The following is a 19,528-nucleotide window of genomic DNA, read 5'->3' on the forward strand; positions in this document are numbered from 1 at the left end:
CCCCCGCCTCGCCGGTCGCCCTGGCGCGGGCGCGGAGCGGAGGAGCGCCGACCGCCCTCACGCCGACCGCCCTCACGCTGTCCGCCCTCACGCTGTCCGCCTCCGCGCTGCCCGCGCGCCGGGCGGCCGCCGTCGCCCGCGCCGGGGCCGGTCTCGTCGTCCAGCCGCAGCGTCAGCGAGATCCGCTTGCGCGGCACGTCCACGTCCAGCACCTTGACCTTCACCACGTCGCCGGACTTCACCACCTCGCGCGGATCCTTCACGAACGTCCTCGACATGGCCGAGACATGGACCAGGCCGTCCTGGTGGACGCCTACGTCCACGAAGGCGCCGAACGCGGCGACGTTGGTGACCACGCCCTCCAGGACCATGCCCGGCTCCAGGTCGCCGATCTTCTCCACGCCCTCCCTGAAGGTGGCCGTCCGGAACGCCGGACGCGGGTCGCGGCCGGGCTTCTCCAGCTCCCCGATGATGTCGGTCACCGTCGGCAGGCCGAAGGTGTCGTCCACGAACTCCTGCGGCCGCAGACCGCGCAGCACCTTGGTGTTGCCGATCAGCGCCGCGACGTCGCTGCCCGTCGCCTTCACCATCCGGCGCACCACCGGGTACGCCTCGGGGTGGACGGCGGAGGCGTCCAGCGGGTCGTCCCCGCCGCGGATGCGCAGGAAACCCGCGCACTGCTCGTACGCCTTGGGGCCGAGCCGGGGGACGTCCTTGAGCGCCTTGCGGCTGCGGAAGGGGCCGTTGGCGTCACGGTGGGCGACGATGTTCTCCGCCAGGCCCGCGCCGATGCCCGACACCCGCGAGAGCAGCGGCGCCGAGGCGGTGTTGACGTCCACGCCGACGCCGTTGACGCAGTCCTCCACCACCGCGTCCAGCGAGCGCGACAGCTTCACCTCGGAGACGTCGTGCTGGTACTGGCCCACCCCGATCGACTTGGGGTCGATCTTGACCAGCTCGGCCAGCGGGTCCTGCAGGCGCCGGGCGATGGAGACCGCGCCGCGCAGCGAGACGTCCAGGTCCGGCAGCTCGCGGGAGGCGAAGGCGGAGGCGGAGTACACCGACGCGCCCGCCTCCGAGACCATCACCTTCGTCAGCTTCAGCTCCGGCTGCGCGGCGCACAGTTCGGCGGCCAGCCGGTCCGTCTCGCGGGAGGCGGTGCCGTTGCCGACGGCGATCAGCTCCACCCGGTGCTCCCGCGCCAGCCGCGCCAGCGTGGCCAGCGACTCCTTCCAGCGGTTCTGCGGGACGTGCGGGTAGATCGTCTCGGTGGCGGCGACCTTGCCGGTGGCGTCGACGACGGCGACCTTCACGCCCGTGCGGAAGCCCGGGTCCAGCCCCATGGTGGCGCGGGTGCCGGCGGGAGCGGCCAGCAGCAGGTCGCGCAGGTTGGCCGCGAACACCGCGACCGCCTCGTCCTCGGCGGCGGTGCGCAGCCGCAGCCGCAGGTCGATGCCCAGGTGCACCAGGATGCGGGTGCGCCAGGCCCAGCGCACGGTGTCGGCCAGCCAGCGGTCGGCCGGGCGACCGCGGTCCTCGACGCCGAACCGGCGGGCGATCGCCCGCTCGTAGTCGGAGGGACCGGTGGTCTCGCGCAGGGCCCCGCCCTCGGCGGCCTCCCCGGCGGGCTCCGGCTCCGGCTCCAGGGAGAGGTCGAGGACCTCCTCCTTCTCGCCGCGCAGCATCGCCAGCACCCGGTGCGAGGGCAGCTCGGTGAAGGGCTCGGAGAAGTCGAAGTAGTCGGCGAACTTGGCGCCCTGCTCCCGTTTGCCTTCGCGCACCTTCGCCACCAGCCGGCCGCGCCGCCACATCGTCTCGCGCAGCTCGCCGATCAGGTCGGCGTCCTCGCCGAAGCGCTCGGTCAGGATCGCGCGGGCGCCCTCCAGCGCGGCGGAGGCGTCGGCCACCCCCTTGTCCGGGTCGACGAACGCCGCCGCGGCGGCGGCCGGCTCCACGGACGGGTCGGCGAGCAGGCCGTCGGCCAGCGGCTCCAGGCCCGCCTCGCGGGCGATCTGCGCCTTGGTGCGCCGCTTGGGCTTGTAGGGCAGGTAGACGTCCTCCAGGCGGGCCTTGGAGTCGGCGGCCCGGATGCGGGCCTCCAGTTCGGCGTCGAGCTTGCCCTGGGAGCGCACGGACTCCAGGATCGCCGCCCGCCGCTCCTCCAGCTCCCGCAGGTAGCGCAGCCGCTCCTCCAGGTCGCGCAGCTGCGCGTCGTCCAGGCCGCCGGTGGCCTCCTTGCGGTAGCGCGCGACGAACGGCACGGTCGAGCCGCCGTCGAGCAGTTCGACGGCGGCCCTGACCTGCCGTTCCCGTACGCCGAGTTCCTCGGCGATCCTGCCCTCGACGGACGCCGCGCCGGACGTGCCGGCCGGTGCCGCGCCCTCGACGGGCGTCTCTCCGATGGACTGTGTCACGATCCGTTCCGCCTTACTCGGTGCTGGGTGCTTCCCCGGTAGCCCGCATTGTTACAGGCCGCACCGACAGGCGGACGGTCAGACGCGGCGTCCGGCGTGCGAAGCCCCGCCGAAGAGGCGGGCCAGTAGTCGGAAGGGCAGCGTCACCACGGTCGCGATGGCGCCGCCGACGGTACGGAGTGCGTCTGCTATGGCTTTGAACATGCAGTACGCGTGACCGCTCACGCGCCGGACAAACAACCTTCCATCCGCTCCGGCCGGTTTCCGCCTCCCCGGCGCTCCCGCTCCGGGGCCCTCCCCGGAGCCCCGCCGGGCCTTCCCGGGAGAGGGCCCCGAGCCCGGCTCAGCCCTTGCCGAACAGGTCGGCGGGGAAGGCGCCCGAGGCGAGGGCCGCGCCGGTGAAGGCGCCGCACAGCTCGGTCAGCCGCTCGGTGCCCGCCGCGCCCAGGTGCTCGTACGGCGCGGCGTCCAGCCGGTCGGTCTCCGCCTCCAGTTCCTTGCGCAGGGCGGTGCCGGCCTCGGTCAACTCGCCCTCGCCGTCCAGCAGTCCGCGCCCGCGCAGCCGCTCCTGGGCCTCCTCCCAGTCCCGGCGGCTCCAGCCGCGGGTGGCCAGCGCCCACCCGGGGCTCATGCCGCGACCGCTGGCGGTGTGGCTGACCAGCGCCTCCATCGGGTCCAGCCCCGCGTGCTGGAGGACGGCGACATGGGCGTCGCCGCGGTGCTCGCGCAGCAGCGAGGCGCCGTGCCACAGCGCCAGGTGCGGCGCCTCGGGCACGGGGAGGTCGGCGAGCGCCGCGTACAGCGGGCGGCCCGGGCGGACGCACCCCTCGGCGGCGCGCAGCGCCAGCTCGGCGGCCTCGGCCATCTCCTTGGACGCCACCGCCTCCTCGCCCAGCAGGCGCCGCAGCATGGAGTCGGCGGCGCGCAGCCGGGCCGCGAGCACGGTCTCGGGGGCGGCCAGCTCCCACACGGCCGGCAGGTGGCGGGCGACGAGGGCGTGGTGGAAGTTGTGGAATGTCGCGGTGACGACCCCGGGGCCGACCCGGCCCAGCGCCGCGGCGCGGCCGGCGAAGTAGACCGCGGAGGGGTCCTCGATGCCGTAGGGGGCCAGCTCGCGGGCCAGGTCGGGGGCGAAGTAGAGAGCCGAGTGCAGCGGGTTGACGGCGTTGTGGCAGCGCCGTCCGGCTTTGGCGGGGAGGGACGTCATACCCGCACGCTACCCGTCGGTAAGTGGCCAGGTGAAGACCGGAGGGCGCCGTTCCAGGAAGGCGGCCACGCCCTCGGCGCGCTCACCGCTCTCCCGGGCGCGCTCCTCCCAGTAAGCGACCCGCTCCGGCGGCACGGGGCCGGCCCCGGCGCCGTTCGCGAACTCCTTGGCGGCGGCCTGGGTGAGCTGCGAGCGCGAGACGAGCAGCCGCGCGAACGCCGCGACCCGCTCCTCCAGTTCGCCCCCCGGGTGCACCTCGTCGACCAGCCCGGTGCGCAGGGCCCGCTCGGTGCCGATCAACTCACCCGAGAACAGCAGGTACTTGGCGGTGGCCGGGCCGACCAGGGAGACCAGGCGCCGGGTGGAGGAGGCGCCGTAGACGATGCCGAGCCTGGCCGGGGTGATGCCGAACAGGGCTCCCTCGGCGGCGAAGCGCAGGTCGCAGGCGACGGCGAGCTGGCAGCCGCCGCCCACGCAGTGCCCGCGCACGGCCGCGAGCGTGGGCCGCGGGAAGGCCGCCAGCGCCTCCTCGGCGGCCACCGCCAGACGGCGGGACTCCTCGTCGCCCTCGCGCAGGGCGGAGATGTCGGCGCCCGCGCAGAAGGTGCCGCCCCCGCCGGTGAGGACCAGGGCCCGTACGGCGGGATCGGCGGCGAGCCGCTCCAGCACGGCGGGCATCCGCCGCCACATGTCCGGCGTCATCGCGTTGCGCTTGGCCGGATTGTCGATGGTGAGGGTGGCGACGCCGTCCTGGACGGAGACCGGCAGGGCCGGGCCGCCGGCCGGCGGGGTGTGCGCGGACATGGGCCGGATCGTAACGGCAGGAGGCGCGAGGGCCGAGACGGGGGCCGAGACGGGGCCGCAGAAACGATCGCGCAAGGGCGGTCACAGCCGCGAACGGCGCGTAAGTCTTCTGTCAATTGCCATCGATAAGTGCCGACTTGCAGTCACAGGAGCGGGCCGTGCGCACCATGGGCCGACACTCTTCGGAGAACCGGTCCGGGACCGGCCCGGAACGGAGCCGGACGGAAGCGGCCGGCGGGAGCCGAGATCGGGGTGCGGCAGATGGACATCCGCGGGGACTTCCTCCCTGACCGGGACGGCCGGGCGCCGGTGGCGGTGCCCGGCCGTCCCGCCGGGCCGTCGCGACCGCGACTCCGCCCCCGCCCGCAGGAGCAGCCGCGAGAACGACTGCGGGAGCAGCCGCAGCCGTACGCCCGGCCCGAGCCCCCGCCCCACCCCCGGCCGTACGAGGGCGCCTGGCGCTTCACCGTCCCGGTGCACGAGTCCTCCGTGCCCCAGGCGCGCCGCGCCGTGCGGGACCTCCTTGGCCGCAGAGGGGCCCCACTCGCCGACGAGCTGATGGACGGCCTGCTGCTGATCCTCTCCGAGCTGGTCACCAACGCCGTGCGGCACGCGGCCCTGCTCTCCACGGAGATCGGTGTCGAGGTCCGCCTCGACGCCGGCCGGGTGCGCCTGGGCATCGAGGACGGTCACCCCTACCGCCCCGCGGCGCCGGCCGCCGTCCCGGAGCGTGAGCACACCGGGGGGCGGGGGCTGCTCCTGGTCAAGGCCGTCGTCGCCGAGGCCGGTGGCTTCTGCGAGACCGAGCGGACCGCGTCCGGCGGCAAGGTGATCCGGGTCACGTTGCCGCTGACCCCCCTGCCGCCGGCGCCGTGAGCGTCCCCGGCGCCGTGAGCGCCGCCGGCGCGGGCACGGCCACAGGTACGGCCGCCGGCCCGCGGTGCCGCGTGCCTCACCAGCCGGCCGAGGCCCCGGTCACCTCGCGGATGCCGCCGCGCGCCGCGTCCAGCACCGTCATGAACCAGGCCGAGAACGGCTCCGCCTCGTGCCGCTTGAGCAGCTCCTCGGGCGTCACGAACGCCGTCTCGGCGATCTCCTGCGGATCCGGCCGGGGCATGTCCCGCACCAGCCCCGCGAAGAGGTGGTTGTACTCCTGCTCGACCAGGCCGGATGCCGGGTCCGGGTGGTTGTAGCGCACCGTCCCCGCCTCCCGCATCAGCTGGGGCGCCACACCCAGCTCCTCGCCGACCCGGCGCGCGGCGGCGGCGAAGGGCCGCTCGCCGGGGTAGGGGTGGCCGCAGCAGGTGTTGGACCACACACCGGGGGAGTGGTACTTGCCCAGCGCCCTGCGCTGGAGCAGCAGCCGGCCCATCTCGTCGAAGAGGAAGACGGAGAAGGCCCGGTGCAGCCGGCCCGGGGCCTGGTGGGCGGAGAGCTTCTCCGCGGTCCCGATCGTCCTGCCGTCCTCGTCGACCAGCTCGAGCATGATCGGGTCCGCCGTGCCGTTGGTCATGTCCGCCCTTCACCGTGCATGTGTCGGAACGGCATTTCTCCTATGTTCCGACTGTCCGCTCCAGTGTGCCGTACACGGACGGGGGCCGCTCGCCGGGCGGGCGGTACGGGGGTCTCGCGGCGTCGGCGGAGATGCGGCGAGGGGGGCGTCAGTGGCACAGCCGCCCTTCGCGCGCCGCGTGCCCGTGCGGCTCCAGCTGGAAGGTGCAGTGCTCGACGTCGAAGTGCCGGCCCAGGCAGCCGTGGAGGTCCCGCAGGATCCTGTCGTGGCCCCCCTCGGCCTCCAGCGCCTCCCGGCCGACCACCACGTGAGCGGAGAGCACCGGCATGCCGGAGGTGATGGTCCACACGTGCAGGTCGTGCAGGTCCTCCACCCCGGGCACGCCCAGGATGTGCGCCCGCACCCCGGCCATGTCCACGTTCCGGGGCGCGGCCTCCAGCAGGACGTCGATCGCCTCGCGCGCCAGCCGCACCGTCCGCGGCACGATCAGCACCGCGATCAGCAGCGAGGCGACGGGGTCGGCCTGCCGCCAGCCGGTGAACATGATGACCAGCGCGGCGGCGATCACCGCCACCGAGCCCAGGGCGTCCGCCGCCACCTCAAGGAAGGCACCCCGCACGTTCAGGCTCTCCCGCTGCCCGCGCATCAGCAGGGCCAGGGACAGGCCGTTGAGGGCCAGGCCGACGACGCCGAACAGGACCGTCAGGCCGCCGGGCACCTCCTCGGGATGGCGCAGCCGCTCGACGGCCTCCACCAGGATGTAGCCGCCCACCCCCAGCAGCAGCAGGGCGTTGAGCAGCGCGGCGAGGATCTCGGCCCGGGCGAGACCGAAGGTGCGCCGCTCGCTGCCGGGCCGGTTGGCGACATGGATCGCCAGCAGCGCCATCCCGATGCCGACCGCGTCGGTGGCCACGTGGCCGGCGTCCGCCAGCAGCGCCAGCGAACCGGTCAGCGCGGCGCCCGCGAGCTCGGCGAGCAGCAGGACGACCGCGATGGCCAGGGCCGCGCGCAGCCGGCCCCGGTACGCGGCTCCCGCCGTACCCGGCCCGGCCGGCCGCGGCCCGCCGTGGTTGTGCCCTGCGCCCATGAACGATGCCTCCCGTACGGCGGCCGGTGCCGCCTGCGACCGGTGCGGACGATCCCAGTGAACTACGGGCGGGGGGTATGGGGCAACGCGGCACTGAACACCGTTGTCATCCCCTCTGACCTGCGCTTTCCATTCACCTGGCGGACGGCGCCCGCTCGTTCGGGGGACCGGCCCGGATCACTCGGGGAGCGCGGCCGCCTCCCGCCGGAGGCCGTCGGCGCCGCGCAGGCGCCAGCCCTCCCAGGCCGAGGCCACCATCTCGCGTACCCCGTACCGGGGTGCCCAGCCCAGCTCCACGCCGATCCGCTCGGCCGAGGCCACCACCCGCGCCGGGTCCCCCGGGCGGCGCGGGACGACCACCGGGGCGGGCTCGCGGACACCGGTGACCTCGGCGACGAGATCGGCCAGCTCACGCACCGACACGCCCTCTCCGGTGCCCACGTTCACCGTCAGGTCCCCGCCGGCCGGGAGCCCGGCCAGACGGCGGGCGGCGGCCAGATGGGCCTCGGCCAGATCGGCGACGTGGATGTAGTCGCGTACGCAGGTGCCGTCGGGGGTGGGGTAGTCGTCGCCGAAGATCCGCGGGGCCTCGCCGCGCGTGAGGGCGTCGAAGAACATCGGGATGACGTTGGACACGCCGACGTCGGACAGCTCCGGCCGCGCGGCCCCCGCCACGTTGAAGTAGCGCAGGCAGGCGGTGGACAGCCCGTGCGCCCGCCCCGCGGCGCGCACCAGCCACTCGCCCGCCAGCTTCGTCTCGCCGTAGGGGCTCATCGGGACGCAGGGCGTGTCCTCGGTGACCGGGTCCACGTCCGGCATGCCGTAGACGGCGGCGGAGGAGGAGAACACGAAGCGCCGCACCCCGGCGGCGACCACGGCCTCCAGCAGCACCGTGAGCCCGTACAGGTTCTCCCGGTAGTACGTCAGCGGGTGCTCCACCGACTCGCCCACCTGCTTCTTCGCCGCCAGATGCACCACGCCGGCGACCTCGTGCCCGGCGATCGTGCGGTCGAGCAGCGCGCGGTCGGCGACCGAGCCGCGCACCAGGGGCACGCCGGGCGGCAGCCGCTCGGGCAGGCCGCTGGAGACGTCGTCGAGCACGACGACCCTCTCACCGGCCTCCGCCATCGCCCGCGCCACATGGGCGCCGACGTATCCGATCCCACCGGTCACCAGCCACGTCATGGCTGCAGCCTAACCACCGGTCGCAGGCCGTCGCGGACGCGCTCCTTGTGCGAGTCGGCGGGATCGAGGATCCTGGAACGCGGTCCGTGGTGTTCTGTCACCTTTCGTGACGGCGGGGCGCTTCCGCCCGGTGAATGCGGGGTGAACGGGCGCTTCCACCTATCCGATAACCTCTGGCCACATGCTGCCTGCCCCGAACGGGTGATGGCGCACTGTGACCGCTGCCCGGATGCCGCTCGCTTACGGACCGCGCCGCGGACAGTACGGCTTCCAAGGAGTGAGTTCGTTCTTGTCGACCGCCATTCTCACCGGTCCGCCGGTCGCGGGGGCGCCCCTGGAGGGCGGTCTGCGGTCGCTGGGTTTCGACGTGCGGGTGGCGGAGGACGCCGCCGGGGTGGAGGCGGCGCTGGCGGCCGTCCCGGCCGGTGAGCGCGTCGCCCTCGTCGACCCCCGCTTCGTCGGGCACACGCACAGCCTGCGGCTGGCCCTGACCGACCCGCGCTTCCCCGCCGCCGCGATCCCCGGCGCACTGGCCGTCCAGCCCACCGCGCGCGCCGCCCTGGTCCGAGCCGTGTCCGCCGCTTACGCGGCCTCCGCGCCCTCCGCGCCCCCCGCGGCGGGAGGCGCGGCACGCACCGCCGCCCCCGAGCCGGCCGGACTGCCCGACCGGGCGGCCGCCGCCCTGGAGGCGGACGACCGGGCGCCGGCCGTGCACCGTCCCGAGCTGGGCGTCCTCGTCGCCGCCGTGCCCGCCGACGGCGCGGAGCGGGCCGGGGCCGAGCGGGCCGTGGCGGCCGTCGACGAGGAGCGGGTGCGGCTGCGCTCGGCGGTGAAGTCCCGCGACGGCTTCTTCACCACCTTCCTCGTCAGCCCCTACTCCCGTTACCTCGCCCGCTGGTGCGCCCGGCGCGGACTCACCCCCAACCAGGTGACCACCGCCTCGCTGCTCACCGCGCTGGTCGCCGCCGCCTGCGCGGCCACCGGCACCCGCGGCGGCTTCGTCGCGGCCGGGGTGCTGCTGATCGCCTCGTTCGTGCTGGACTGCACCGACGGCCAGCTCGCCCGCTACGCGCTGAAGTACTCCACGCTCGGAGCCTGGCTGGACGCCACCTTCGACCGGGCCAAGGAGTACGCCTACTACGCGGGCCTGGCCCTCGGCGCGGCCCGCGGCGGCGACGACGTGTGGGCCCTCGCACTGGGCGCGATGGTGCTCCAGACCTGCCGCCACGTGGTGGACTTCTCCTTCGGCGAGGCCGACCACTACAGGAGGGACGGCGGGCAGGAGCGCGAGGGGGAGCCCGCCGCCGGGAGCGCCAACCCCGCCGCCGCCCTGTCCGGGAAGCTCGACCGGGTCGGCTGGACGGTGTGGGCCCGCCGCATGGTCGTGCTGCCGATCGGCGAACGCTGGGCGCTGATCGCCGTCCTCACAGCCCTCACCACACCTCGCACCACCTTCACCGTGCTGCTGGTCGGCTGCGCGTTCGCCGCCTGCTACACCACCGCCGGGCGGGTGCTGCGCTCCCTGGCCCGAAAGGGCGTGCGCACCGATCGCGCCGCACGGGCCCTGAGCGAGCTGGCCGACTCCGGACCGCTGGCCGAGGGCGTGGCCAGGGCCGCGGCGTCCCGGACGCGCGGGGCGCGGCCGTCCGCGTTCGCCGCCCCGGCCCTGGCCCTGCTCGGCTCGGCCGGTCTGGCGGCCGCCGCGCTGTGGGCCCCGGTCGGTCCCTGGCTGCCGGCCGCCGCGCTCGGCTACGCCGTCCTGTCCGGGCTGGCCGTCGCCCGCCCGCTGACGGGCGCGCTGGACTGGCTGGTGCCGCCCTTCTTCCGCGCGGCGGAGTACACCACGGTCCTGGCGCTGGCCGCCCGGTCGGACGCGGACGGGGCCCTGCCCGCCGCGTTCGGGCTGGTCGCGGCGGTCGCCTACCATCACTACGACACGGTGTACCGCATCCGCGGCGGCACCGGCGCCCCGCCGCACCGGCTGGTGCGGGCGATCGGCGGGCACGAGGGACGCGCTGTGGCGGTCACGGCCGCCGCCGCCCTCTGGGCCGCCGGGCAGGGCTTCACGATCGCGCTCACGGCCCTGGCCGGGGCCCTGGCGCTCACGGTGCTCACCGAGAGCGTCCGTTTCTGGGTGTCCTCACACGCACCCGCCGTACACGACGAAACAGGAGAACCCGCATGATCGGCCTCGTGCTGGCCGCCGGCGCCGGACGGCGTCTGCGCCCCTACACCGACACCCTCCCCAAGGCCCTGGTGCCGGTGGACCCGGCGGGCGAGGGCACCACCACCGTGCTGGACCTCACCCTCGGCAACTTCCGCGAGGTCGGCCTCACCGACGTCGCCGTGGTCGTGGGCTACCGCAAGGAGGCCGTCCACGAGCGCAGGGCCGCCCTGGAGAAGAAGTACGGCGTCAAGCTCCACCTGGTGGAGAACGACAAGGCCGAGGAGTGGAACAACGCCTACTCCCTGTGGTGCGCCCGCGACGTCATCAAGGAGGGCGTGATCCTGGCCAACGGCGACACCGTCCACCCCGTCTCCGTCGAGCAGACGCTGCTTCAGGCCCGCGGCAAGGGGCAGCGGATCATCCTCGCCCTCGACACGGTCAAGAAGCTGGCCGACGAGGAGATGAAGGTCGTCGCCGAGCCCGGCAGGGGCGTGCGCCGCATCACCAAGCTGATGGACCCGGCCGACGCCACCGGCGAGTACATCGGCGTGACCCTCATCGAGGGCGACGCCGCCGCCGACCTGGCCGACGCGCTGAAGGCCACCTACGAGCGCGACCCGCAGCTGTACTACGAGGACGGCTACCAGGAGATGGTCGACCGCGGCCTCACCATCGACACCGCCGCCATCGGCGACGTGAAGTGGGTCGAGATCGACAACCACGACGACCTGAACAAGGCGCGGGAGATCGCGTGCCAGTACTGACCCGGCTCATCCCCTCGCCGGTCGTCGTCGACATCAGGCCCGGTGCGCTGGACGACCTGGCGACCCTCCTGGTCGACCAGCGCATCTCGGCCTCCGGCAAGCTCGCCATCGCCATCAGCGGCGGCTCGGGCGCGGCCCTGCGCGAGCGGTTCGCGCCCGCCCTGCCGGGCGCCGACTGGTACGAGGTCGGCGGCGGGACGCTGGACAACGCGATCAAGCTGGCCGACGCGATGAAGTCCGGCCACTACGACGCGGTCGTCGGCATGGGCGGCGGCAAGATCATCGACTGCGCCAAGTTCGCCGCCGCGCGCATCGGTCTGCCGCTGGTCGCCGTCGCCACCAACCTCAGCCACGACGGCCTGTGCTCGCCCGTGGCCACGCTCGACAACGACGCCGGCCGCGGCTCGTACGGCGTGCCGAACCCGATCGCGATCGTGATCGACCTCGACGTCATCCGCGAGGCCCCGATCCGCTTCGTGCGCTCGGGCGTGGGCGACGTGATCTCCAACATCTCCGCCGTCGCCGACTGGGAGCTCTCCCACAAGGTCACCGGCGAGTCGATCGACGGCCTGGCCGCCGCCATGGCCCGCCAGGCCGGCGAGGCGGTGCTGCGCCACCCGGGCGGCTGCGGCGACGACGAGTTCCTCACCGTGCTGGCCGAGGGGCTGGTGCTCACCGGCATCTCCATGTCGGTCGCAGGCGACAGCCGCCCCGCCTCCGGCGCCTGCCACGAGATCAACCACGCCTTCGACCTGCTCTACCCCAAGCGCGCCGCCGCCCACGGCGAGCAGTGCGGGCTCGGCGCCGCCTTCGCGATGCACCTGCGCGGAGCCGAGGAGCAGACGGCGCTGATCGTCGACGTACTGCGCCGCCACGGCCTGCCCGTGCTGCCCGGCGAGATCGGCTTCAGCGAGGACGAGTTCGTGCGCGCGGTGGAGTACGCGCCGCAGACCCGGCCCGGGCGCTACACGATCATCGAGCACCTGGACCTGTCCACCGACCAGATCAGGGACGCGTACGCCGACTATGTCAAAGCCGTCAGTAGCTGAACTCCGCCCGGTCGTCCACCCCGCCGGGGTGAAGGACCGGCGCAGCGGTGAGCACTGGGCCGGGCGCCTGTACATGCGGGAGATCTCGCTGCGCTGGACCCGGCACCTGGTGAACACCCGGATAACGCCCAACCAGCTCACCTACCTGATGGTGGTCGCCGGCGTGGCGGCCGGCGCCGTGCTGCTGGTGCCGGGTCCGACAGGGGCCGTCCTGGCCGCTCTGCTGATCCAGTTCTACCTGCTGCTGGACTGCGTGGACGGCGAGGTCGCCCGCTGGCGGAAGCAGACCTCCATCACCGGCGTCTACCTCGACCGGGTGGGCCACTACCTGGCCGAGGCGGCGCTGCTGGTCGGCTTCGGGGTGCGGGCCGCGGACGTCTTCCGCACCGAGGGGGCCTCCGCGAACTGGCTGTGGGCCTTCCTGGGCACCGTGGCCGCGCTGGGCGCGATCCTGATCAAGGCCGAGACCGACCTGGTGGACGTCGCCCGCTCCCGCAGCGGCCTGCCCGCGGTGAAGGACGAGGCGGCCGTGCCCCGCTCCTCGGGGCTGGCGCTGGCCCGCCGGGCGGCCGCGGCGCTGAAGTTCCACCGGCTGGTCGGCGGTGTCGAGGCCTCCCTGGTGATCCTGGCGGTGGCGATCGCCGACGCAGTGCACGGCGGCCTGTTCTTCACCCGGCTGGGCGTCGCCGTCCTGGCGGCCATCGCGGTCCTGCAGACGCTGCTGCACCTGGTGTCCATCCTGGCGTCGAGCCGGCTGCGGTGAGGGCGGTGAACGACATGACCGAGGGCGCGCGGTCCTCCTCCGGCAGGCCCCTGACGCTGGGCGCGGTCGTCCTCACCATGGGCAACCGCCCCGAGGAGCTGCGCGCCCTGCTGGACTCGGTCGCCAAGCAGGACGGCGACCCGGTCCAGGTGGTGGTCGTCGGCAACGGCGCCCCGCTGCCGGAGCTCCCGCCGGGGGTGCGGACGGTGGAGCTGCCGGAGAACCTGGGCATCCCCGGCGGCCGCAACGTCGGCATCGAGGCGTTCGGGCCCGGCGGGAGCGAGGTGGACGCGCTGCTCTTCCTCGACGACGACGGGCTGCTGCCGAACACCGACACCGCCGAGCTGGTCCGGCAGGCGTTCGCCGCCGACCCGGAGCTGGGCATCATCAGCTTCCGCATCGCCGACCCGGACACCGGGGTCACCCAGCGCCGCCACGTACCGCGGCTGCGTGCCTCGGACCCGATGCGCTCCTCGCGCGTGACGACCTTCCTCGGCGGCGCCAACGCCGTGCGCACGGCGGTCTTCCAGGAGGTCGGCGGGCTGCCGGACGAGTTCTTCTACGCGCACGAGGAGACCGACCTGGCCTGGCGGGCGCTGGACGCGGGATGGATGATCGACTACCGCGCGGACATGGTGCTCCACCACCCCACCACCCTCCCCAGCCGCCACGCGGTCTACCACCGCATGGTCGCCCGCAACCGCGTGTGGCTGGCCCGGCGCAACCTGCCGCTGCCGCTGATCCCCCTCTACCTGGGCGTATGGTTGCTGCTGACCCTCGCCCGGCGCCCCTCGCGTCCCGCGCTGCGCGCCTGGCTGGGCGGTTTCCGGGAGGGCTGGACGACTCCGTGCGGTCCTCGCCGTCCCATGAAGTGGCGTACGGTGTGGCGTCTGACCCGGCTGGGCCGCCCTCCCGTCATCTGACAAGCTCTGTGCGAGAGCATCGGGTCCGGTGACAGGAGCCGGGGCCCGCTGCGCTCATTCCATCCCGGCTGCGCACTGTGAGGACGAAAGTTTCAACGTGAGCGAGACAACGCACGGTGGTGCGATCGCGACGGGCGAGCCCCCGCGTTCACCAGACGACGGCCTGTCCCCGGCCGAACTCGCCGCCAAGTACGGGCTGACGGTGAGCGGCGCCCGGCCCTCCCTGACGGAGTACGTCCGGCAGTTGTGGGCGCGGAGGCACTTCATCCTCGCCTTCTCCCGGGCGAAACTCATGGCCCAGTACAGCCAGGCCAAGCTGGGCCAGCTGTGGCAGGTGGCAACCCCGCTGCTGAACGCCGCGGTGTACTTCTTCGTCTTCGGCATCCTGCTGGGCGGCCGCGAGGGAGTGCCGGGCGGCAAGGGGAACTACGTCCCCTTCCTGGTCACGGGCGTCTTCGTCTTCACCTTCACGCAGACCTCGGTGATGTCGGGCGTCCGCTCCATCTCCGGCAACCTGGGCCTGGTGCGGGCCCTGCACTTCCCGAGGGCCTCGCTGCCCATCTCCTTCTCCCTGCAGCAGCTCCAGCAACTGCTCTACTCGATGATCGTCCTGGGGGCCATCCTCCTCGGCTTCGGCCACTACCCGCGGTGGACCTGGCTGCTGGTGGTGCCGATCCTGGCCCTGCAACTGGTCTTCAACACCGGCCTGGCGATGATCATGGCCCGGCTGGGGAGCAAGACCCCGGACCTCGCCCAGCTGATGCCCTTCGTGATGCGCACCTGGATGTACGCGTCCGGCGTGATGTTCTCCCTGGAGTACATGATCAGGGAGCGCACCGGTGCTCCGGAGTGGCTGGTCATCGCGGCCCAGGCCAACCCGGCGGCCGTCTACATGGACCTCATGCGCTTCGCGCTCATCGACGGCTACACCCCCGCCGACCTCCCGCCGTACGGCTGGGCACTGGCCGCGGGGTGGGCCGTGGTGATCGGCCTCGGCGGATTCGTGTACTTCTGGAAGGCGGAGGAGCGTTATGGCCGTGGCTGAGAAGAGCGCAGCCGCCGCGTCGGCGGACAAGGGCGCGAAGGCCGTCTCCGCCGAACGCCGGCCGACCGTCATCGCCGACGACCTGCACATCGTCTACCGCGTCAACGGCGGAGGCCGGGGCAGGGGCAGTGCCACCGCGGCCCTCAACCGGATCATCCGCCGCAAGGCGTCCGCGGGCATGCGCGAGGTGCACGCGGTCAAGGGCGTCAGCTTCACCGCCTACCGCGGCGAGGCCATCGGCCTGATCGGTTCCAACGGCTCGGGCAAGTCCACGCTGCTGCGCGCCATCGCGGGCCTGCTGCCGGCCGAGCGCGGCAAGGTCTACACCGACGGCCAGCCCTCCCTGCTGGGCGTCAACGCCGCTCTGATGAACGACCTGACCGGTGAGCGCAACGTCATACTGGGCGGGCTGGCGATGGGCATGTCCAAGGCCCAGATCCAGGAGCGCTACCAGGACATCGTCGACTTCTCCGGCATCAACGACAAGGGCGACTTCATCAGCCTGCCGATGCGGACCTACTCCTCCGGCATGGCGGCCCGGCTGCGGTTCTCCATCGCCGCCGCCAAGGACCACGACGTGCTGATGATCGACGAGGCGCTGGCGACGGGCGACAAGAAGTTCCAGAAGCGCTCGGAGGCCCGTATCCGCGAGCTGCGCAAGGAGGCCGGGACGGTCTTCCTGGTCAGCCACAACAACAAGTCCATCCGGGACACCTGCGACCGGGTGCTGTGGCTGGAGAGCGGCGAGCTGCGCATGGACGGCCCGACCGAGGACGTGATGAAGGCGTACGAGGAGTTCACCCGCAAGTAACACGGCTCCCCGGCCGCTCTCCGGCGGCGTGTCCCCGGCCCCCGCGCCCCTCACGGGCGCGGGGGCCGGGGTGCGTCCGGGCGCGTGCCCACCCGTGCGGCGGGGCGCCCGCGCGCACGACGTAAGCTGAGCCGGTGCCGGTGGGCGGTGCGCCGGACGTCCGGCACCCGGTCGGACGAGCAGCGGACCATGCCCCGGGCGTGCCCGAAATAGGATGTTCCGTACGCGGATCCCGCGAGTGCCGTCCGCGGGGGAGAGGCGTCGCCGACGCCGCGGGCACCCCGGCACCGCAGGCCCTCCCGGATTCCGTGGTGTCGCGGACGCCGTCGGTGGCATGCGGACACAGGCGGGCCACGGACGGGACACGGATGCCGTGGACGCCACCGCTTCGGAAGGACGGGACTGTCGGTTGGAGAGACGCAGAGGTGACGGCGATGGCAGCGGGCGGCCCCCGGTGACCCCCGCGCGGGACGCGCGCGGCCGCGCCGTCCTGGACAAGGCGGCGCGCGAGAACTTCCCCGTGGCCCCCCGCTTCCTGCCCCGCGCCTGGCGGGACGACCTGATGGCCGTGTACGGCTGCGTCCGCCTCCTGGACGACATCGGCGACGGCGACCTGCCCCCCGGCGGCGCCGACGCCGCGCTGCTGGGAGTGGACCCCGACCGGGCCGACGACCGCGGCGCACTGCTCGACGCCTTCGAGACCGAGCTGCACCGGGTCTTCCGCACCGCCCGGGACACGGGCGCCGAGGGCCGGGACGTCCCCCGCCACCCCCTGCTGTACGCCCTGGTGCCGACGGTGCGCCGCCACGCGCTGACCCCCGAGCCGTTCCTCGCCCTGGTCGAGGCCAACCGGCTGGACCAGAAGGTCCGCCGGTACGGCACCTGGGAGGAGCTGCTGGGCTACTGCGAGCTGTCCGCCAACCCCGTCGGCCGGCTCGTCCTGGCCATCACCGGCACCACGACCCCCGAGCGCGTCCGCCGCTCCGACGCCGTCTGCACCGCGCTGCAGGTCACCGAGCACCTCCAGGACGTCGCCGAGGACCTCGCCCTGCGCGACCGGATCTACCTCCCCGCCGAGGACCTGGAGCGCTTCCGCGTCACCGAGGCCGACCTCGCCGCGCCCACCGCGAACGCCTCGGTGCGCGCCCTGATCGCCTGGGAGGCGCGGCGCGCGCACGAACTGCTGAACGAAGGAGTCCCGCTGGTGGCCAGTGTCCCCGGCATACCGAAGATCCTCATCGCCGGATTCACCGGCGGCGGACGGGCGGCCCTGCGCGCCCTGCGCTCCGCCCGGTACGACGTCCTGGGCGGCGCCCCGCGCCCGGGGAAGGCCGGTGTGCTGCGCGAGACCGCGGCCGTCCTGGGAGCGGCGAGGTGAGCCCGGTGGCGAGGCGGAGCGCGAACGCGGAGCGGGCCGCGCGGCAGGCGCCGCCCTCCCCGCAGGTCTTCGCCGCCTACCGCTACTGCGAGGCCGTCACCGGACGGCAGGCCCGCAACTTCGCCTACGGCATCCGGCTGCTGCCCACCGACCGGCGCCGGGCGATGTCCGCCCTGTACGCCTTCTCGCGGCGCGTGGACGACATCGGCGACGGACCGCTGGAGACGGAGGTCAAGCGCGCCCGGCTGGAGGAGAGCCGCGCCCTGCTCGACCTCGTCCGCACCGGAAAGGTCCCCGACGACGCCACCGACCCGGTCACCGTCGCCCTGGCCGACGCCGCGGAGCGCTTCCCGATCCCGCTGGGCGGGCTCGACGAGCTGATCGACGGCGTCCTGATGGACGTCCGCGGCCGCGCCTACGAGACCTGGGACGAGCTGAAGGAGTACTGCCGCTGCGTGGCCGGCGCCATCGGACGGCTCTCCCTGGGGGTCTTCGGCACCGTGCCGGGCGCCCCGGGCGCCGACCGCGCCCCCCACTACGCCGACACCCTCGGCCTCGCCCTGCAGCTGACCAACATCCTGCGCGATGTGCGCGAGGACGCCGCGGAGGGCCGCACCTACCTGCCCCGCGAGGACCTGGCCGCCTTCGGCTGCGACACCTCGCTGGACCGCCACGCGCCGCCCGCCGGCGCGGACTTCGCCGGTCTGGTGCGCTTCGAGGTGGACCGGGCCCGCGCGCTGTTCGCCGAGGGGCTGCGGCTGCTGCCGCTGCTGGACCGCCGCTCGGCCGCCTGCGTGGCGGCCATGGCGGGGATCTACCACCGCCTGCTGGCCCGTATCGCCCGCGACCCGCACGCCGTACTGCGCGGCCGGGTCTCCCTGCCGGCGCGCGAGAAGGCCTACGTCGCCCTGCGCGGCCTGTCCGGGCTCGACACCCGGCTGGCCGCCCGCACGGCCACCCGGGAGAGCGCGACGTGACCGGCGCACCCGACCCGCGCGCCGTCGTCGTCGGCGGGGGGCTGGCGGGCACCGCCGCCGCACTGCGCCTGGCCGACGCCGGGGTGGCCACCACCCTGGTGGAGAGCCGGCCCCGGCTGGGCGGGCTCGCCTTCTCCTTCCGCCGCTCCAGCGCGGCCGGCGAGCTGACCGTCGACAACGGCCACCACGTCCACCTGCGCTGCTGCACCGCCTACCGCTGGCTCCTGGAGCGCATCGGCGCGAGCGAGCTCGCCCCCCTCCAGCCCCGCCTGGACATCCCCGTCCACGACGCCGCGCGCGGCAGGACGGGCCGGCTGCGGCGGGCGGCCCTGCCCGTGCCGCTGCACCTGGGCGCCTCCCTGGCGCGCTACCCCCACCTCTCCCCGGCCGAGCGGCTGCGCGTGGGGCGGGCGGCCCTGGCGCTCGGACGCCTGGGCAGGATCGACCCGTCCGACCCCGCCCTGGACGGCCAGGACTTCGGGAACTGGCTGCGCCGCCACGGCCAGTCCCCGCGCGCGGTACGGGCGCTGTGGGACCTGATCGGCGTCGCCACCCTCAACGCCCGCGCACCGGACGTCTCGCTCGGGCTGGCCGCGATGGTCATCGGCACCGGCCTGCTCAGCGACCCCGGCGCGGCCGACATCGGCTGGTCCCGCGTCCCGCTGGGGCACCTGCACGACACGCTCGCCGCCGCCGTGCTGGAGAAGGCGGGCGTACGCGTGGTGCGGCAGGGCCGGGCGCGGGAGCTGGCCCGGGAGCCGGACGGCACCTGGCGGGTCGCGGTGGACACCGGCGCGCGCCGGACCGGCGAGACGCTGCGGGCCGGCACGGTCGTCCTGGCCGTACCCCAGCGCGAGGCCCACCGGCTGCTGCCCGAGGGCGCCCTGGAGGAACCGGAGCGGCTGCTGCGCATCGGCGACGCGCCGATCCTCAACGTCCACGTGGTCTACGACCGCAAGGTGCTCCACCGCCCCTTCCTCGCCGCGCTCGGCACCCCCGTGCAGTGGGTCTTCGACCGCACCGCGGCCTCCGGGCTGCGCAACGCGCCGGGAGGGGCCGCGAGCCAGTACATCGCGGTGTCCCAGTCCGCCGCGCAGGAGGAGATCGACCTGCCGGTCGCCGTCCTGCGCGACCGCTACCTTCCCGAACTGGCCCGCTTGATGCCCGCCGCACGCGGCGCGAAGGTGCGCGACTTCTTCGTCACCCGTGAGCGCACCGCCACCTTCGCTCCCGTGCCCGGGGTCGGCCGCCTGCGCCCGGCCGCCCGCACCGGTGCGCCGGGGCTGTGGCTGGCCGGGGCGTGGACCGCCACCGGATGGCCCGCGACGATGGAGGGCGCCGTGCGCAGCGGGCTGACCGCCGCCCGGGAAGCGCTGGCCGCCCTCGGCCGCCCGCACGACGACGTCTTCCAGGAGGCGGCGTGAGCACGACACCGAACGCA

The 19,528-nt window shown here is 74.4% G+C and carries 18 protein-coding genes; 11 read left to right on the forward strand and 7 right to left on the reverse strand.

Features of this window, described 5'->3' with window-relative positions; translation table 11 throughout:
* The 4 genes from L7D48_RS00520 to L7D48_RS00530 all read right to left on the reverse strand — a co-directional run.
* Window positions 1-2,402 (reverse strand): Tex family protein (locus L7D48_RS00520; protein WP_308312205.1); only part of this gene is annotated, 2,402 nt, incomplete at its 3' end.
* A 90-nt stretch (window positions 2,403-2,492) separates the two neighbouring features.
* Window positions 2,493-2,618 carry an LPFR motif small protein gene (locus tag L7D48_RS29050; protein ID WP_256462270.1) on the reverse strand — a complete coding sequence of 42 codons (126 nt, stop codon included), beginning with the start codon at window positions 2,616-2,618 and terminating at the stop codon, window positions 2,493-2,495.
* A gap of 139 nt (window positions 2,619-2,757) precedes the next feature.
* A complete protein-coding gene (locus L7D48_RS00525; protein ID WP_237875922.1) occupies window positions 2,758-3,621 on the reverse strand; it encodes a hypothetical protein in 864 nt (287 codons plus the stop codon).
* A 9-nt stretch (window positions 3,622-3,630) separates the two neighbouring features.
* On the reverse strand, window positions 3,631-4,425 hold the full coding sequence (locus L7D48_RS00530; RefSeq protein WP_237875924.1) for an enoyl-CoA hydratase/isomerase family protein: 795 nt from the start codon (window positions 4,423-4,425) through the stop codon (window positions 3,631-3,633).
* Window positions 4,426-4,686: 261 nt separating this feature from the next.
* Here L7D48_RS00530 and L7D48_RS00535 point away from each other — a divergent pair, with 261 nt between their 5' ends.
* The gene (locus tag L7D48_RS00535; protein WP_308312204.1) at window positions 4,687-5,301 is read left to right on the forward strand and encodes an ATP-binding protein; all 615 of its coding nucleotides are present in this window, start codon (window positions 4,687-4,689) and stop codon (window positions 5,299-5,301) included.
* 76 nt (window positions 5,302-5,377) lie between these two features.
* Here the strand turns inward: L7D48_RS00535 and idi are convergent, their stop codons facing one another.
* From idi to galE, 3 genes are all read right to left on the reverse strand, one after another.
* Window positions 5,378-5,938, reverse strand: coding sequence for an isopentenyl-diphosphate Delta-isomerase (gene idi / locus L7D48_RS00540; protein WP_237875926.1), 561 nt, complete (start codon window positions 5,936-5,938; stop codon window positions 5,378-5,380).
* 148 nt (window positions 5,939-6,086) lie between these two features.
* A complete protein-coding gene (locus L7D48_RS00545; protein WP_237875928.1) occupies window positions 6,087-7,025 on the reverse strand; it encodes a cation diffusion facilitator family transporter in 939 nt (312 codons plus the stop codon).
* Between the two features lie 177 nt (window positions 7,026-7,202).
* A complete protein-coding gene (gene galE, locus L7D48_RS00550) occupies window positions 7,203-8,210 on the reverse strand; it encodes a UDP-glucose 4-epimerase GalE (protein WP_237875930.1) in 1,008 nt (335 codons plus the stop codon).
* A gap of 289 nt (window positions 8,211-8,499) precedes the next feature.
* Here galE and L7D48_RS00555 point away from each other — a divergent pair, with 289 nt between their 5' ends.
* The 10 genes from L7D48_RS00555 (at window position 8,500) to hpnE (ending at window position 19,511) form a co-directional block, all read left to right on the forward strand.
* Complete coding sequence (locus L7D48_RS00555) at window positions 8,500-10,395, forward strand: DUF5941 domain-containing protein (protein WP_237875932.1); 1,896 nt, start codon at window positions 8,500-8,502, stop codon at window positions 10,393-10,395.
* Complete coding sequence (locus tag L7D48_RS00560; protein WP_237875934.1) at window positions 10,392-11,141, forward strand: sugar phosphate nucleotidyltransferase; 750 nt, start codon at window positions 10,392-10,394, stop codon at window positions 11,139-11,141. Before L7D48_RS00555 ends, L7D48_RS00560 begins: the two co-directional genes overlap by 4 nt.
* Window positions 11,129-12,190 carry an iron-containing alcohol dehydrogenase family protein gene (locus L7D48_RS00565; protein ID WP_237875936.1) on the forward strand — a complete coding sequence of 354 codons (1,062 nt, stop codon included), beginning with the start codon at window positions 11,129-11,131 and terminating at the stop codon, window positions 12,188-12,190. The genes L7D48_RS00560 and L7D48_RS00565 overlap by 13 nt, the downstream gene beginning before the upstream one ends.
* The gene (locus L7D48_RS00570; RefSeq protein WP_237875938.1) at window positions 12,168-12,953 is read left to right on the forward strand and encodes a CDP-alcohol phosphatidyltransferase family protein; all 786 of its coding nucleotides are present in this window, start codon (window positions 12,168-12,170) and stop codon (window positions 12,951-12,953) included. The genes L7D48_RS00565 and L7D48_RS00570 overlap by 23 nt, the downstream gene beginning before the upstream one ends.
* 14 nt (window positions 12,954-12,967) lie before the next feature.
* A complete protein-coding gene (locus L7D48_RS00575) occupies window positions 12,968-13,876 on the forward strand; it encodes a glycosyltransferase family 2 protein (RefSeq protein ID WP_237876012.1) in 909 nt (302 codons plus the stop codon).
* A gap of 97 nt (window positions 13,877-13,973) precedes the next feature.
* Window positions 13,974-14,921: an ABC transporter permease gene (locus tag L7D48_RS00580; protein WP_237875940.1), complete on the forward strand. Its 948-nt coding sequence runs from the start codon at window positions 13,974-13,976 to the stop codon at window positions 14,919-14,921.
* On the forward strand, window positions 14,908-15,732 hold the full coding sequence (locus L7D48_RS00585) for an ABC transporter ATP-binding protein (RefSeq protein WP_237875942.1): 825 nt from the start codon (window positions 14,908-14,910) through the stop codon (window positions 15,730-15,732). The genes L7D48_RS00580 and L7D48_RS00585 overlap by 14 nt, the downstream gene beginning before the upstream one ends.
* 454 nt (window positions 15,733-16,186) lie before the next feature.
* A complete protein-coding gene (gene hpnC / locus L7D48_RS00590) occupies window positions 16,187-17,110 on the forward strand; it encodes a squalene synthase HpnC (RefSeq protein ID WP_237876013.1) in 924 nt (307 codons plus the stop codon).
* A gap of 5 nt (window positions 17,111-17,115) precedes the next feature.
* Window positions 17,116-18,087, forward strand: a complete 972-nt coding sequence (hpnD, locus tag L7D48_RS00595; RefSeq protein WP_237875944.1) for a presqualene diphosphate synthase HpnD — start codon at window positions 17,116-17,118, stop codon at window positions 18,085-18,087.
* Entirely contained in the window at window positions 18,084-19,511 is a 1,428-nt protein-coding gene (gene hpnE, locus L7D48_RS00600; RefSeq protein WP_237875946.1) for a hydroxysqualene dehydroxylase HpnE, read from the forward strand. Before hpnD ends, hpnE begins: the two co-directional genes overlap by 4 nt.
* Window positions 19,512-19,528: the final 17 nt, after the last annotated feature.

Origin of the sequence: Streptomyces sp. ICN903, from assembly GCF_022015835.1 — a bacterium.
GTDB lineage: Bacteria > Actinomycetota > Actinomycetes > Streptomycetales > Streptomycetaceae > Streptomyces > Streptomyces fenghuangensis.